A 15,257-nucleotide genomic window follows, 5' to 3' on the forward strand; every position below is an offset into this window, starting at 1 on the left:
CACAGTGAGTGTGACCGCTGCACAGGGGTTCCTCGCCTGCGGCATCGCCGCCGGCATCAAGGAGTCCGGTGACCGCGATCTGGCCCTGGTGGTGAACCGGGGGCCGTCGCGCGCCGCCGCCGGCGTCTTCACCTCCAACCGCGTCCAGGCCGCGCCCGTGCGCTGGTCCCGGCGCGTCCTGGCCGACGGCCGGATATCCGCCGTCGTCCTCAACTCCGGCGGCGCCAACGCCTGTACGGGACAGGCCGGTGCCGTCGACACGCGTCTCACGGCCGAGCGGACGGCGGACGCGGTGGACGTGGACCCGCACGAGGTCGCGGTCTGCTCCACCGGCCTGATCGGCGTGCGGCTGCCGATGGACCGCGTCCTCGCGGGCGTCGACGCGGCCGGGCGACTGCTCTCGCCGGACGGCGGCGAGGACGCGGCCGTCGCGATCAGGACGACGGACTCGGTCCACAAGACCGCCTCGGTGACCCGGGACGGCTGGACGGTCGGCGGCATGGCCAAGGGCGCCGGCATGCTCGCCCCCGGCCTCGCCACCATGCTCGTCGTCCTCACCACCGACGCCGACGTGGACGCGGACGCCCTCGACGGGACGCTCCGCGCGGCGGTGCGCACCACCTTCGACCGGGTGGACTCGGACGGCTGCATGTCCACCAACGACACCGTCCTGCTGCTCGCCTCGGGCGCGTCCGGGACCGTCCCCGACCCGGCGGCGTTCACCGAAGCCGTGCACGCGGTCTGCCTGGACCTGGCCGGGCAGCTCGTGGCGGACGCCGAGGGCGCCTCCAAGGAGATCGAGGTGCACGTCGTCGGCGCGGCCTCCGAGGAGGACGCCGTCGAGGTGGGCCGCTCCATCGCCCGCAACAACCTCCTCAAGTGCGCCCTGCACGGAGAGGACCCCAACTGGGGCCGGGTGCTCTCCGCGATCGGCACCACGGCGGCCGTCTTCGACCCGGACCGGCTCGACGTGGCGATCAACGGCGTCTGGGTGTGCCGGGACGGCGCGGCGGGCGAGTCCCGGGACAAGGTCGACCTGTCGGACCGGCGGATCACGATCACCGCCGACCTGCGGTCCGGCGACGCGTCGGCGGTCCTCTGGACCAACGACCTGACGGCCGAGTACGTCCACGAGAACAGCGCGTACAGCTCATGAGCGGGCCCGGGACGACACGGACGGGGACGCTCCCCCACGCGCGGCCGGGCGAGGCCCCGGCCACCACGGCCACCACGGCCACCACGGCCGCCCCGGCCGCCGGCACGGTCACCGCGGCCGCCGACCTGCCCTGGGCCGAGGAGCTCCGGGGCCGGACGGTCGTCGTCAAGTTCGGCGGCAACGCCATGGTGGACCCGGCGCTGCACCGGACCTTCGCGCAGGACGTCGTGGAGCTGTGGCACGCGGGCCTGCGGCCGGTCGTGGTGCACGGCGGCGGGCCGCAGATCAGCGCCATGCTCGACCGCCTCGACCTGGAGGTCCGCTTCGAGGCGGGCCTGCGGGTGACCACGCCCGAGACCATGGACGTGGTCCGCATGGTGCTGACCGGGCAGGTGCAGCGGGAGCTGGTCGGCGCCCTCAACGCCCACGGCCCGTTCGCCGTGGGCCTGTCGGGCGAGGACGCGCACACCATGACCGCCGTGCGGCGCCCCGCGTGGGTGGACGGCCGGTCCGTGGACATCGGTCTCGTCGGCGAGGTCGTGGCCGTGGAGACCGCCGCCGTGCGGGCCCTCCTGGAGGCGGGCCGCATCCCCGTCGTCTCGCCCGTCGCGCGGGGCGAGGACGGGGAGGTCTACAACGTCAACGCCGACCTCGCGGCCTCCGCGCTCGCCGTGGCGCTCGGCGCGGACCGCCTGGTGGTCCTGACCGACGTCGAGGGGCTGTACGCGGACTGGCCGCGCAGCACCGAGGTCGTCGCCCGGCTGACGGCCGGTGAGCTGGACGCGCTGCTCCCGGGCCTGGCGAGCGGCATGCTCCCGAAGATGGAGGGCTGCCTGCGCGCGGTCCGCGCGGGCGTCCGCGCGGCCCGGGTCGTCGACGGCCGGGTGCCGCACGCGCTCCTCGGCGGCGTCTTCGCCGCGGACGGGCCGGGCACCACCGTGGTCCCGGACCCCGAACCGGAAGCCTCCCCCTCCCCCGCATCCGCTTTCCCGTCCGAGGAGGACGACGCGTGACCGCCCCCGACAGCACGAGAACCCTCACGGACCGCTGGCGCGCGGTCATGATGGACACGTACGGCACTCCCCCGCTGGCCCTGGTCCGGGGCGAGGGCAGCACCGTGGAGGACGAGTCGGGCCGTACGTACACCGACTTCACCGGCGGGATCGCGGTCAACACCCTGGGCCACGCCCACCCGGCCGTCGTCGCGGCCGTCCGGGAGCAGGCCGAACGGCTCGGCCACGTGTCGAACCTGTTCGTCGCCGAGCCGCCCGTCGCCCTGGCCGAGGAGCTGCTCCGGCTCTTCGGCCGGCGGGGCAGGGTCTTCTTCGCGAACTCGGGCGCGGAGGCGCTCGAAGCGGCCTTCAAGATCGCCCGCCGGACGGGCCGTCCGCACGTGGTCGCCGCCGAGGGCGGGTTCCACGGGCGCACCATGGGGGCCCTGGCGCTCACCGGCCAGCCGGCGAAGCGCGAGCCCTTCCTGCCGCTGCCCGGTGAGGTGACGCACGTTCCGTTCGGGGACGTCGGGGCGCTGCGCGCGGCCGTCACGGAGGAGACCGCGGCGGTCGTCCTCGAACCGGTCCAGGGCGAGGGCGGGGTCGTCCCCGCGCCCGAGGGGTATCTGCGGGCCGCGCGGGAGATCACCCGGGCGACCGGCACGCTGCTCGTCCTGGACGAGGTGCAGACCGGGATCGGCCGGACCGGCCACTGGTTCGCCCACCAGGCGGACCGGGACGTGGACCCCGACGTGGTCACCCTCGCCAAGGGCCTGGGCGGCGGGCTCCCGATCGGCGCCGTGGTCGCCTTCGGCTCGGCGGCCGGGCTCCTCGGCCCCGGTCAGCACGGCTCCACGTTCGGCGGCAACCCGATCGCGTGCGCGGCCGGGCTCGCCGTCCTGCGGACCGTGGAGGCCGAGGGACTGCTCGCCCGGACCGTGCGGTCGGGCGAGCGGCTGCGCCGGGGGATCGAGGAGCTGAAGCACCCCGGCGTCGCCGAGGTGCGGGGCGCCGGCCTCCTCCTGGGCGTCGTGCTCGCCGAACCGCGGGCCGCCCTGGTCCAGCGGGCGGCCCAGGACGCCGGCTTCCTCGTCAACGCGGCGGGCCCGGCCACCGTGCGGCTCGCTCCCGCCCTGACGGTGACGGAGGAGCAGATCGACGCCCTGGTGGCGGCGCTGCCGGGGATCCTCGACGCCTGAGCGCGACGGAGGGCGGGCCCGGGAAGCCGGTACGGCTCCGGGCCCGCCCTCCGTCATGGCGTACCGGCGTCAGGGGGCGTCGTCGCACTCGGGGGACGTGGTCACGGTTTCTTCCCCTCCGTCGCCTCGCGGCCGTCCACGAAGGTCGCCACGACCTCGATGTCCCCGATCCGGAAGGGGTCGACGGCGTGCGGGTCGTCGACGGGGTGCAGGACGCCGTCGCGTTCGGCGAAGGCGGTGCGCAGCGACTCGTGGCGGACCGCCACGTCGGCGAGCGCGGCCGCCAGGGCCTCCGCGTCCAGGCCGCCGGGCGAGCGGAGCACCAGGGCGTGGTCGACGGCGGGGAAGCGGCGGGACGCGTTCCATCGGAGGCACTGGACGGGCGCGGCGGGCCGGAGCCCCTCGGGGGCCCCGGCGGGCAGGAGCGCCGGGCGGGCCGCGGCGGCGCCCTTCAGCTTGGCCTCCGGACCGGCGACCGTGAGGGCGTCGAAGACGTCCCGGATGCTCAGCTCGACCCCGAACTCGGCCCGGATGCGGCCCAGGAGCCGCATCGAGGCCATGGAGTGGCCGCCGAGCGCGAAGAAGTCGTCGTGGACGCCGACCCGGTCGAGGCGGAGGATCTCGCGGAACGGTCCGGCGAGCCCCTCCTGCGTCTCGTTCGCCGGGCCGGTGTCGCCGGTCATGGCGGCCCAGTCCTGCGCGGGCAGCGCCTTCCGGTCGAGCTTGCCGTTGGGTGTGAGGGGCAGCGGTCCGTCGAGCGCGACGACGAGCGCCGGGACCATGTACTCCGGCAGGAGGCCGGCCGCGTGGGCGCGCAGCTCCTGCGGGTCGGGCTCCCGCTCCTCCGCCTCCGGCACGCCTCTGCCCCGCCTCCGGCACGCCTCCGGCACGGCGTAGCCGACCAGGCGCACGGCCGGCCGTGGGGCCGGCGGCGGACGGGCGGAGGGGTGCGGAGGGGCCGTCGACGGCTACTTGACGGCCGTCAGGAGCGGCTCGATCTCGTCGATCGCGTAGGGGATCGAGAGGACCGTGTTGAAGGAGAAGGCGGCGCCGATGTCCGGGTCCTGGTAGGGCACGAACAGGTCGCGCTTCTCCTGGTTGACCTTCAGCTTCTTGTAGAGGGGCTCGGCCTTGATGCGGTCGTTGGCCTCGGTGCTGGAGGTGACCCAGACGAGGCGGTCGGTGTCGAGCACGTTCAGCTTCTCGGCGCTGAGCTCGGCTACGTTCCAGCCCGGCTTGGCGAGGGTGTCGATCTCTGGCTTCAGCTTGAAGCCGAGCTCGGAGAAGAAGATCGACTTGGGGTCGGTCTCGGTGAAGGCCGAGTACTTGCCGACCTCGAAGCTGTCGGCCACGGCCAGGGTCTCGCCGGCCCACTCGGGGTGCTTCTCCCGGACGGCCTTGAAGCGGGCGTCGACGTCGGTGATCAGCTTCTCGGTCTCGGGGCCCTTGCCGAGCGCCTTGCCGATCTGGCGGGTCATGACCTGCCAGGGGGCGCCGTAGTCCGGGTGTTCCTTGGGCTGGGCGACGACCTTGGCGATCTTGGAGAGGGTGTCGTACTGCTCCTTCTTCATGCCCGAGTACTGCGCGATGATCAGGTCCGGCTTGAGGGCCGCGATCTTCTCGACGTTGTACTCGTCGCGCTCGCCGACGACCTGCGGCGGCGTGGAGCCCCACTTGTCCTTGGCCCAGGGCCACTTGCCGTACGGCTGCTCCTTGAACCAGTCCACCGAGCCCACCGGCTTGACGCCCAGGGCGAGCACCGCGTCCTGGTCGGAGAGGCCGAGCGTGACGACCTTCTCCGGCTCGGCGTCGATCGTCGTGCTGCCGTACTTGTGCGCGACGGTCACCGGGAAGGCTCCGGCCGACGACGTGCTCGCGCTCGGCTCGCCCGACGGCTTGGCGCCCTCGGTCTTCTCCGTGCCGCTCCCACAGGCGGCCAGAGCGAGCGCGGCGACGGCGGCGACGGCCGCGCGGGGGACGTTTCCGGCGAACCGCGCCAGAGCGGGGCGTGTACCAGTGGACACGTGTGTTCCTTTCACGGGGACTTCACGGTGCTGCCGCGCACGCCCGGCGCGAGGCGCTGCCGGTGGTGCGCGGCGGTGTGGGGGGTGGAGCGAGGAGGCCGCCCCGGGCCCGCGCGAGCGGTCCGGCGGCCGTGCGGTCCGGCGGTCTAGCGGCTCGTGCCGATGCCGGCGGTCTAGCGGCTCGTGCCGATGCCGCCGGCGATCGGGCGGACCGGATCGGAGGAGTCTCCCGGTCCCCGTTCGAGGATCGACTCCAGGATCTCGCCGACCCTGATCGCGGTGTTGGAGAGCAGGGACGACGTGATGCCGTGCGTGTGCTCGGTCCCGCCCTGGAGGTAGATGCCGCAGCGCAGTCCGGGGTCGGCGGCGACGCGGTAGTCGCGTTCGACGCGGACGCGGCCGAGTTCGTCGCGGCGGCAGCGGTCCGCGACGTCACCGAGGAGGCCGAGGCCGTCGGCCTGCCGGTAGCCGGTGGCGAAGACCACGACGTCGGCCTCGATGACGCCGTCCTCGCCGGTGACGAGGTTGGCGACGGTGGCGCGGACGCCGTCCGGTCCCTCCTCGACCCCGGTCAGGCGGGACACGTTGATGAAGCGCAGCCGTTCGTTGCCGAGGACCTTCTCCTGGTACGCCTGGCGGTAGAGGTCGTCGATGAGGTCGACGTCCACCACGGAGTAGTTGGTGTTGCCGTGGTACTCCATCAGCTTGCGCTTGATGTCGTCGGGCGCCGTGTAGTACTCGTCGACCGCCGCGGGGTCGAAGATCCGGTTGGCGAACTTGCTGTCGTCGGCGGGGCTGTAGCCGTAGCGCGCGAACACGGAGCAGACCTCCGCGTCCGGGAAGCGGCGGTGGAGGTAGGCGACGTTCTCGGCGGCGCTCTGGCCGGCGCCGACGACCACGAAGCGGGCGGGGTCGGCGCCTTCGAGGCCGTCGGCCTTGGCGAGCAGTTCGGAGCTGTGCCAGACGCGGTCGCCGCGCTCGACGCCCTCGGGCATGAGCGGGCGCAGTCCGGTGCCGATGACGAGGTTGCGGGCCCGGTGGACCACGGTCTCGGTGCCGGAGCGGGCCGTCACGTCCAGGTACTCGATCACGCCGTCGCGGACGACGGGCTCCACCGAGACGACCTCGTGGCCGTAGGAGACCATGTCGTCGACCTTGGCCGCCGCCCACTCGAAGTAGTCGTGGAACTCGACGCGCAGCGGGAAGAGGCTCTTGTGGTTGACGAAGTCGACCAGCCGCCCCTTGCTCTGCAGGTAGCAGAGGAAGCTGTACTCGCTGCTCGGATTCCGCAGGGTCACCAGGTCCTTGAGGAAGGAGACCTGCATGGTGGCGTCGTCGAGCAGCATGCCGCGGTGCCAGCCGAAGACGGGCTGCCGCTCGAAGAAGTGGGCGGTGACCGCCTCGTCCCTGCCGACACGCGCGTTGTGCTCGGTGAGCGCGATCGCCATGGCCACGTTGGACGGCCCGAAGCCGATTCCCATGAGGTCGTGGATCACCGGCGCGTCACCAGGAAGAGCCTGCGACATGTCACTCCCATCGTGCGGGACAGCCGCCTGTCAGGCGCACTGTCAGGCGCACTGTCAGGCGTGGGGAAGGGCGGGGTCCGGACGCACCGGTGACGGGGACATCACCGATCGAACTTAGGTAAAGCTAACCTGATCTGCCCGGGCTGTCGACGGGGGCGAATCGGACACGGACCATGCCGGCCCGGCCAACTGACCGATGGAGGCGCCCTGTTGTATCCTTAGGTTAGCCTTGCTTTACTTGCGAGTGATCCACCGCTCTCCCGAGGAGTAACTTGCCCATGCGGGTCGTCATGTTCGGCCATCAGACCTGGGGCCACCGCACCCTGCGGGCGCTCCTGGAGTCCGAGCACGACGTGGTGACGGCGGTGACGGTGGTAACCCATCCCAGGAGCGAGCACGCCTACGAGAAGATCTGGAGCGACTCCGTCGCCGATCTCGCCGAGGAGCACGGCGTTCCCGTGGCCGTCCGCAACCGACCGGACGACGAAGAGCTGTTCCAGCTCCTCAAGGACGCCGACCCGGACATCATCGTGGCCAACAACTGGCTCACCTGGATCCCGCCGCGCATCTGCACCCCGCCCCGGCACGGCACGCCGAACGTCCACGACCCGCCGCTGCCCAAGTACGCCGGGTTCTCGCCCCTGATCCGGGCCCTCTTCAACGGCGAGACCGAAGTCGGCGCCACCGCCCACATGATGGACGACGTCCTCGACGCCGGCGACATCGCCCTGCAGCGCGCGGTCGCGGTCGGACCGAAGGACACGGCCACCGACCTCTTCCACAAGGCCGTCGACCTCATCGCCCCGGTCACCGTCGGCGCGCTCGACCCGATCACCTCGGGACACACGGACTTCACCCCGCAGGACCGGTCGCAGGCCACCTTCTCCCACAAGCGGGCCGAAGAGGACGTCAGGATCGACCGGACCTGGCCGGCCGAGGTCCTGGAGCGGCTGGTGCGCACCCAGTCCGCGCCGTACCCCAGTGCGTTCACCTTCCACCGGGAGGGCGAGGACGTGGTGATCGTCGCCGGCGCCGGCGCCCGCACCGGCCGCGACCACGGGCTCGCGGACGGCCGGGAATCGCCCGCCACGGAGTACTTCACCTCCATGGGCGGCCATCCGACCACCCGTCCCTGACGGGCGGTCACCGAGAACACCAGTCCGCCCCGGACGGTCCCGGGGCGGACCGGCATCGTAGAGCAAAATTAGGTTAGGCTCACCTAACACAGATGGTCCGTGCGGCAGTTCGGACCGTCGCGTACGGCACGTGGACAGCGAGGAACAGCGATGGAGCAACCGGTCTTCTCCGGCACCGCACACGATCCGAGCGGCGCGCGGTTCGCCGTCGTCGGCATATCGAACATGCCGACCGACTGGGCGCAGGTGCTCAAGGGCCTCGCGGGCGCCGACCTGACGCTCCTCACCGCCCCGCCCGCCACCGCCGTCGCCGCGGCCGCCGTCGTCGAGAGCGCGGATCCGAAGGCCGGCGCGGACCGCCCGGCCGCCGGGCCCCCGTCCATGAGCATGACGCCGCCCAGCGTGCTCGACCTCAACGCGTACCTGATGTACGCGCTCGGCAAGGCGGCGCGGCGCAGGCTCCAGGACCGGCTGACCGCACGGGGGTTAAGGCTCTGGCACCTCACCGTGCTCGCCCTCCTCTCCGATCTGGGCCCCCAGATGAAGACCGTCCTCGCCGCGCGGCTCGACATGAACGCCAGCGACCTGGTGCGGATCGTCAACGACCTCGTCAAGACGGGGTACGTGGTCTGCGCCCGGGACCCGGAGGACCGGCGCCGGATCGTGGTGCGCCTGACCCCCGAGGGCGGGTCCGCCCTGGCCGAGCTGGGCGCGGACATCACCTCGGCGGACGACGAGATCCTCGCCCCCCTCGACTCGGAGGAGCGCCGGCTCCTCTCCTCGCTGCTGCGCCGCGTGCACACCCATCTGGAGGCGGGAGCGAGAACGGCCGTGCGCCCCTGACGCGGGGCGCGCGGCCGTCCGTACCCGGGAGGACCCGGAAAGCCCCGGAAGACCGGAGGAGACACGGGAGGACCGGGAAGACCCGGCGGTCCTCAGCGGCGGCTGCGGACGAGCAGGTGGAGGAAGTACGGCGTGCCGATGACGGCCGTCATCATGCCGGCGCCGAGCTGGGCCGGTGCGATCACCGTCCGGCCCACCAGGTCCGCGGTGCAGACGAGCACCCCGCCGAGGAGCACCGCCACCGGGACCACGCGCGCGTGCCGGCGGCCCACCAGGGCGCGGGCGGCGTGCGGGGCGACGAGACCGACGAAGCCGATCGTGCCGGCGGCGGCCACCGCGGTGGCGCTGAGCAGGACGCTCAGCACGAGGAAGCCCAGGCGCCCGCGGCCGAGGTCGAGCCCGAGGAGCCGGGGGGTGTCCTCGTCGAGCGAGACGAGGTCGAGCTCCGCGCGCCGCAGGACGGCGACGACCAGACCCGCCGTCAGGACCACGGCGAGGGGCACCGCGTCGGGGAAGGTCCGCCCGTAGGTGGAGCCCGACAGCCAGGTGAGCGCCTTCGCCGCGTTGAACGGGTCGGTGAGGACGATGAGCAGGCTGATGAGGGCGGCGCTCGCGGTGGCCGCGCCGAAGCCGACGAGCACGAGCCGGTTCTGCTGGAACCCGCCGCGCGCGGCGAGGCCGAAGACCAGGACCGAGCTGACGGCGGCGCCCGCGAACGCGGCGCCGGCCACGCTCCACGAATCGGCCAGCGGCACCGTGGTGACGAGGAGGACGGCGCCGAGCGCGGCGCCGTGGGAGACGCCGAGGATGCCGGGCTCCGCCAGCGGGTTGCGGGTGACGGCCTGGACGAGCGTGCCGGACAGGGCGAGGGCCGCGCCCGCGAGGAGCGCCGCGACGACCCTGGGCACCCGGGTGTCGAGCACGAAGGTGACGGTCCGGCCCGCCCGGCCCTGGGCCCAGTTCACGACGTCGCCCAGGAGCAGCTTGGAGTCGCCGAGCAGCACACTCGCGACGACCACGCCGACGACCAGGACGACGAGCACGCCGGTGGTGACGAGGAAGGCGGTCCGGCTCCTGATGCGCAGCTTCTCGACCGGCGTGGCTCCGGCGGTGTCCTTGACCCTGACGGCCATGGCGATCAGGAAGACGGCGCCGACGAGGCTGGTGACGATGCCGGTCGGCACGGCGACGGCCACGTCCGCGGGGATGACGGCGCGCAGCAGCACGTCCGAGCCGAGGACGAGGGCGGCGCCGGTGAGGCCCGCGACCGGCAGGCCCACGCGGGAGCGGTGCAGCCGCTGGGCCCGGCGCGCCAGGCCGCGGACGAGCGCGGGGGCGCACAGGCCGACGAAGCCGATCGGTCCGGCGAGCGTGACCGCGGCGGCCGAGAGGAGCGCGGCGAGGACGACGGCCGTGACCCGGGTGGAGCGGACGGGGACGCCGAGGCCGCGGGCCGCGTCGTCGCCGAGGGCCAGGGCGTCGACCCGGCGGGCGAGCAGGATCAGTCCGGCGAGGGCGGCGAGGGCGACGGGCGCCATCTGCAGGACGCCGTCGAAGCCGTTCTGCGAGATGCTGCCCTGGTTCCACTGGTAGAGGCCCTCGGTCTCCTTGGGGAAGAGCAGGAGCAGGCCCTCGGTGACGGCGGTGAGGCCGAGGGTGAGGGCGCTTCCGGCGAGGACGAGCCGGACGGTGCCCGCGCCGAGGCCGGAGAGGCCGAGGACGACGGCGGCCGCGGCCAGGCCGCCGGCGAAGGCGACCCCGGAGGTGGCGAAGAGCGGCAGCGAGACGCCGGTGACGGCGGCGAGGCCGAGCGCCAGGTAGGAGCCGGCGTTGACCGCGAGGGTGTCCGGCGAGGCGATGACGTTGCGGCTGACGGCCTGGAGGGCGGAGCCCGCCATGCCGAGGGCGGCCCCGACGAGAAGTCCGGCGACCGCCCGGGGCAGCCGGGAGGCGATGACGACGGACGCGTCGGTGGGGTCGGCCCGGCCGGTGAGGGCCTTCCAGACCTCGGCGCCGCCGACGGCGGCGGTGCCCTGGGTGACGTCGACGAGGGCGAGGCCCGCCACGAGGAGGGCCAGTGCGGCCGTCACCGCGGCCGCGCTCCTCCGGGACGTGACCGTCGTCGGACGGGTGGAGGGGGTGGTTGCGGTGACGGCCATGGTGTTACTTCGTCAGCTCCCCGACGGCGGAGTCGATGTACTTGCCCATCGACTCGGGTCCGCCGAACATCCAGATGCCGTCGGGCAGGCGGTGGACGTTGCCCTTCTTGACGAACGGCAGGGAGGTCCAGACCTTGTCCTTGGTGAGGACGCCGCCGAACGGGGTGCTGCTCGGGTCCTGCTCGTTGGCGATGTAGGCGAAGTGCACGTCGCCGAGCTTGGTGAGGCCCTCGACGTCGGTGCTGCCGAGGCCGTAGGCCGGGTCGCCCTTGACGGTCCAGGCGTTCTTCAGGCCGAGCCGCTCGTTGACGGCGCCGATGAGCGAGCCGCTGGTGTAGGGCCGGATGGAGACCTGGTTGGAGACGAGGTAGCCGTCGGCGAAGGCGTACCGCGCACCGGCGAGACCGGCGGTGGCGAGCTTCTTCCTGCCGTCCTCGATCTTGGTGTCGAAGTCCTTCTTGAGCTGGTCGGCCTTGGCCGTGGTGCCGGTGGCCCGGGCGATGAGGTCGAGGTTCTTCGTCATCCGCCCGATCGGGTCGGCCCCGTCGGCGGCCTTGAGCTCCAGGACGGGCGCGACCTTGCGCAGCTGCTTCACGACGGCCGGCTTCAGGTCGTCGGTGGCGACGATGAGGTCGGGCGCGAGGGCGGCGACGGTCTCCACGCTCGGCTCGCCGCGGGTGCCGATGTCCTTGGCGTCGTTCTTCAGCGGGACGGCGGTGTCCCACGTCTTGTAGCCCTTGACGTCCGCGACGCCGACGGGGGCGACGCCGAGGGAGATGAGGCTCTCGACGACGTTCCACTCGGTGCCGACGACCTTCTTGGCGGGGCCGTCGAGGACGACCTTGGCACCGGTGGAGTCGGTGAGGGTGATGCTCTCGGCGGTCTTCTCCGCCTTCTTGTCCGCGGCGGGCTCGGTGGTGCCGCAGGCGGTCAGGGCGAGGGCCGCGACGGTGGCGGTGGCCGTGGTGAGGAGGAGGCGTCTCATGAGGGAGTGGTGAGCCTTTCGCTTCGCGTGTGGTGCCGTCCGACGGCGCGCGTGCGCAGCCGGCCGGTCAGGGGGTCGGTGTCGACTTCGATGCGGATGCCGTACGTGTCGGTCAGCCGCTCCGCCGTCAGGACGTCCTGCGGGGAGCCGTCGGCGACGACCCGTCCCGCGTGGAGGAGCGCGACCCGGTCGGCGACGGCGGCCGCCTGGTCGAGGTCGTGCAGGACGGCTCCGACGGCGATGCCGTGGTCGTCCGCCAGGTCGCGGACGAGGTCGAGGAGTTCGACCTGGTAGCGCAGGTCGAGGTAGGTGGTGGGTTCGTCCAGGAGCAGGACGCCGGTCTCCTGGGCGAGGCAGCTCGCGAGCCAGACGCGCTGGAGCTGTCCGCCGGAGAGGTGCTCGGCGCCCCGGTCGGCGAACTCGGCGACGCCCGTCAGGGCGAGGGCGCGGTCCACGGCGGCGCGGCCGTCCGGGTCGGCCTTCCCCCAGCGGCCCCGGTACGGGTAGCGGCCGAACTCGACCACGTCGCGCACGGTCAGGCCGCCGGGCGTGGGGCGCCCCTGGGTGAGCAGGGCGACGTGGCGCGAGAAGTCGCGGGGGGACAGCGCGAGGCCGTCGGTGGCGTCGTCGATGACGAGCGTGGCGGTCCGCGGCTTCTGGAGCCGCGAGATCGTCCGCAGGAGCGTCGACTTCCCGCTGCCGTTCGGACCGACGAGGACGGTGACCTCGCCGGGGCGCAGCGTCAGCGCCGCGTCGTGGACGACGTCGACGCCCTCGTAGGCCACGGTGACTCCCGTGGCCGCCAGTTCGTGGCCGCGGGGACCACCGACCGCGGATCTCTCTTCTCCAGCTCGCACAGCCGTAGGTTAGCCTAACCTAAGTGTTAGGCGAAACGGGGGGTTGTCTCTGCGCGGGCAAGACGGAAATCCGCCAATCCGTCGGCCGTCGACGCACGGCGGGTAGGGGGCCGGAGAGGACTTCCCCTTCCGGACGGAGCGGACCGACCGTGTGCACTGCCGAGGACTATCCCGTACGGGCCGCCGCCCGGGCGCGCACCCCCGCCGGCCTCGACGCGCGGCTCGTGCGGTGCCGGGCCTGCCCGCGCCTGGTGGCGTGGCGGGAGGAGACCGCCCGCACCGGGCGCGCCGCGTTCCGGGGCCAGGAGTACTGGGGGCGCCCGGTGCCCGGCTTCGGCCCGCCGGACGCCTCCCTCCTGATCAGCGGCCTGGCGCCCGCCGCGCACGGCGGGAACCGCACCGGCCGGATGTTCACCGGCGACCGGGCCGGCGACCTGCTGTACGCGACGCTGTACGAACTGGGCCTGGCCTCGCGGGAGACGGTCACGGGCCTCGACGACGGCCTCGAACTGTACGGGGTGAGGGTCACGGCGCCGGTGCACTGCGCCCCGCCCGACAACCACCCCACGCCCGGCGAGCGGGACGCCTGCCGCCCCTGGCTGGCCCGCGAGGCGCGGCTGCTGCGCCCGACGCTGCGCTCCGTCGTCGTCCTGGGCGGCTTCGGCTGGCAGGCGGCGCTGCCCGCCCTGGCCGGGGCCGGCTGGCTCGTGCCCCGGCCGCGCCCGAAGTTCGGGCACGGCGTGCGGACGGTCCTGGCCCCGGCCTCCCCGGGGGACCCTCCGCTCACGGTGTTCGGCAGCTACCACGTGAGTCAGCGCAACGTGTTCACCGGACGGCTCACGCGGGAGATGCTGCGCGAGGTGCTCGCGGAGGCCGCCCGCACGGCCGGCCTCCCGGTGACGGGGTGAACCCGGGCCGGCCGGGCGTCACACGTCCTGGACGCGCCGGAACGGCCGGTCCGCCTCCAGCTCGAACGCGAGCTCCAGAAGGGTCCGTTCGGCGCCGGGCCGCCCCGCGAACATGACGCCGACGGGCAGCCCGTCCTCCGTCGCGCCCACGGGCAGGGACAGCGACGGCGTGCCCACGACGTTGTCGATCGGCGTGAACGCGACGTACGCGAGGATCCGCTCGATCAGCGTCGGGTACGGGACGCCCGGGGCGAGGTGGCCGAGCCGGGGCGCGGGGTGGGCGAGGACCGGGGAGAGGACCAGGTCGAGGCCGCGGAAGGCCGCCGCGTACGCCTCCTTCGTGCGCCTGAGCCTGCGCAGGACGCCCAGGGTGCTCCGCCAGTTCTCCAGGTAGGCCGCGCGCAGGCCCCGGCTGAGGCCGTCCATGCGGTGGCGGTCGAAGTCGGCGCCGAGGGTGCGGCCCGTGGTGCCGAGGAGGAACGACAGGAAGCCCCAGTAGGTGAGGAAGTCGCCGGTGAAGCGGGGGTCGACGGCGATCTCCACCGGCTCCACCGCGTGGCCGAGCCGTTCGAGCCGCGCCGCGGTCTCCGCCACGGCGGCCCGGGTCGCGTCGTCGGAGGTGACGCCGGTCGGCGAGTCGAGGAGGAAGCCGACGCGCAGCCGGCGCTCCGAGGGGCCCTCCACCAGGCCGAGGGGCGGCATCTTCGGGTTGCGCCAGTGCCGCTCGGCGGCGGCGAGGAAGGCGGCCGAGTCCCGTACGGAGCGGCTGACGATGCCGTCGGAGACGATGTCGAGCGGGAGTTGGCGGCCCTGGGCGCTGGGCACGACCCGGCCCCGGCTCGGCTTGAGCCCGACGAGGCCGCAGCAGGCGGCCGGGATCCGGATGGAGCCGCCGCCGTCGTTGGCGTGCGCGATCGGTACCGCTCCGGCGGCCACGAGCGCCGCGCTGCCGCCCGAGGAGCCGCCCGCCGAGCGGTCGGTGTTCCAGGGGTTGCGGACGGGTTCGGCGCCCTCGTACTCCGTGGACGGGCTGAAGCCGAACTCGGGGAGCCTGGTCTTGCCGAGGACGGTGACGCCGCTGCTGAGGAACTGCCGGGTGAAGGCCGCGTGCCGGCGGGCGGGCCTCGGCGTGAAGGCGGCGCTGCCGTGGCCGGTGGGCAGTCCCCGGTAGTCGGTGTTGTCCTTGACGAAGGTCGGCACTCCGGCGAGGAGGCCCGCTCCCGGTCCGGGCAGCGGGTGTTCGGCGTGCGCCTGGACGGCGTGGAGCCGCCCCTCCACGGCCCGTACGCGCTCGGCCGCGTCCCGGGCCGCCTCGGCGGCGCTCACCTCGCCCCGCCGGATCGCCGCCGCGAGGCCCACCGCGTCGTGCTCCCCCAGTGCGTCGTCCCGGAAGGCGTGCACCGTGGTCCGTTCGTCGAAAGTCGTCACCGCTGCCCCAAGTCCCCGCGTGTGGTCGGTCGGCCCCCATCATC

13 protein-coding genes are annotated in these 15,257 nt (G+C 73.7%); 6 read left to right on the plus strand and 7 right to left on the minus strand.

All coding sequences use genetic code 11. The features are described 5' to 3' along the window. Positions 1 to 4 precede the first annotated feature (4 nt). From argJ to ACWGSR_RS01965, 3 genes are read left to right on the plus strand one after another with little or no spacing between them, the layout of a single operon-like run. The gene (argJ, locus tag ACWGSR_RS01955; protein ID WP_453562993.1) at positions 5 to 1,156 is read left to right on the plus strand and encodes a bifunctional glutamate N-acetyltransferase/amino-acid acetyltransferase ArgJ; all 1,152 of its coding nucleotides are present in this window, start codon (positions 5 to 7) and stop codon (positions 1,154 to 1,156) included. Next, the gene (gene argB / locus ACWGSR_RS01960) at positions 1,153 to 2,169 is read left to right on the plus strand and encodes an acetylglutamate kinase (RefSeq protein WP_453562994.1); all 1,017 of its coding nucleotides are present in this window, start codon (positions 1,153 to 1,155) and stop codon (positions 2,167 to 2,169) included. The genes argJ and argB overlap by 4 nt, the downstream gene beginning before the upstream one ends. Before the next feature lie 47 nt (positions 2,170 to 2,216). Further along, a complete protein-coding gene (locus tag ACWGSR_RS01965; protein WP_453563102.1) occupies positions 2,217 to 3,347 on the plus strand; it encodes an acetylornithine transaminase in 1,131 nt (376 codons plus the stop codon). Positions 3,348 to 3,448: 101 nt separating this feature from the next. On the opposite strand, the gene ACWGSR_RS01970 is transcribed toward ACWGSR_RS01965, so the two are convergent. From ACWGSR_RS01970 to ACWGSR_RS01980, 3 genes are all read right to left on the minus strand, one after another. After that, positions 3,449 to 4,204 carry a phosphopantetheine-binding protein gene (locus tag ACWGSR_RS01970; RefSeq protein ID WP_453562995.1) on the minus strand — a complete coding sequence of 252 codons (756 nt, stop codon included), beginning with the start codon at positions 4,202 to 4,204 and terminating at the stop codon, positions 3,449 to 3,451. 111 nt (positions 4,205 to 4,315) lie between these two features. Next, positions 4,316 to 5,371, minus strand: coding sequence for an iron-siderophore ABC transporter substrate-binding protein (locus ACWGSR_RS01975; RefSeq protein WP_453562996.1), 1,056 nt, complete (start codon positions 5,369 to 5,371; stop codon positions 4,316 to 4,318). A gap of 173 nt (positions 5,372 to 5,544) precedes the next feature. Further along, complete coding sequence (locus tag ACWGSR_RS01980) at positions 5,545 to 6,897, minus strand: lysine N(6)-hydroxylase/L-ornithine N(5)-oxygenase family protein (protein ID WP_453562997.1); 1,353 nt, start codon at positions 6,895 to 6,897, stop codon at positions 5,545 to 5,547. Between the two features lie 278 nt (positions 6,898 to 7,175). Here ACWGSR_RS01980 and ACWGSR_RS01985 point away from each other — a divergent pair, with 278 nt between their 5' ends. Together ACWGSR_RS01985 and ACWGSR_RS01990 are read left to right on the plus strand one after the other, a co-directional pair. Further along, entirely contained in the window at positions 7,176 to 8,033 is an 858-nt protein-coding gene (locus ACWGSR_RS01985; protein ID WP_453562998.1) for a methionyl-tRNA formyltransferase, read from the plus strand. A 150-nt stretch (positions 8,034 to 8,183) separates the two neighbouring features. Continuing rightward, a complete protein-coding gene (locus ACWGSR_RS01990) occupies positions 8,184 to 8,876 on the plus strand; it encodes a MarR family transcriptional regulator (RefSeq protein ID WP_453563000.1) in 693 nt (230 codons plus the stop codon). A gap of 92 nt (positions 8,877 to 8,968) precedes the next feature. On the opposite strand, the gene ACWGSR_RS01995 is transcribed toward ACWGSR_RS01990, so the two are convergent. The 3 genes from ACWGSR_RS01995 to ACWGSR_RS02005 are packed head-to-tail and all read right to left on the minus strand — an operon-like array spanning position 8,969 to position 12,877. Next, a complete protein-coding gene (locus ACWGSR_RS01995) occupies positions 8,969 to 11,035 on the minus strand; it encodes an iron ABC transporter permease (protein WP_376232176.1) in 2,067 nt (688 codons plus the stop codon). Positions 11,036 to 11,039: 4 nt separating this feature from the next. After that, on the minus strand, positions 11,040 to 12,020 hold the full coding sequence (locus ACWGSR_RS02000; protein WP_453563002.1) for an iron-siderophore ABC transporter substrate-binding protein: 981 nt from the start codon (positions 12,018 to 12,020) through the stop codon (positions 11,040 to 11,042). Beyond that, positions 12,017 to 12,877 (minus strand): ABC transporter ATP-binding protein, encoded by an 861-nt coding sequence (locus ACWGSR_RS02005; protein ID WP_453563003.1) that lies wholly within the window; start codon positions 12,875 to 12,877, stop codon positions 12,017 to 12,019. Before ACWGSR_RS02005 ends, ACWGSR_RS02000 begins: the two co-directional genes overlap by 4 nt. Positions 12,878 to 13,026: 149 nt before the next feature. Between ACWGSR_RS02005 and ACWGSR_RS02010 the strand changes: the two genes are divergently transcribed. Continuing rightward, positions 13,027 to 13,785 carry a uracil-DNA glycosylase gene (locus ACWGSR_RS02010; protein WP_453563004.1) on the plus strand — a complete coding sequence of 253 codons (759 nt, stop codon included), beginning with the start codon at positions 13,027 to 13,029 and terminating at the stop codon, positions 13,783 to 13,785. A gap of 18 nt (positions 13,786 to 13,803) precedes the next feature. Here ACWGSR_RS02010 and ACWGSR_RS02015 read toward each other — a convergent pair whose 3' ends face one another. Then, positions 13,804 to 15,213 carry an amidase gene (locus ACWGSR_RS02015; RefSeq protein ID WP_453563006.1) on the minus strand — a complete coding sequence of 470 codons (1,410 nt, stop codon included), beginning with the start codon at positions 15,211 to 15,213 and terminating at the stop codon, positions 13,804 to 13,806. Positions 15,214 to 15,257: the final 44 nt, after the last annotated feature.

The organism is Streptomyces sp. NPDC055632, from assembly GCF_053618675.1.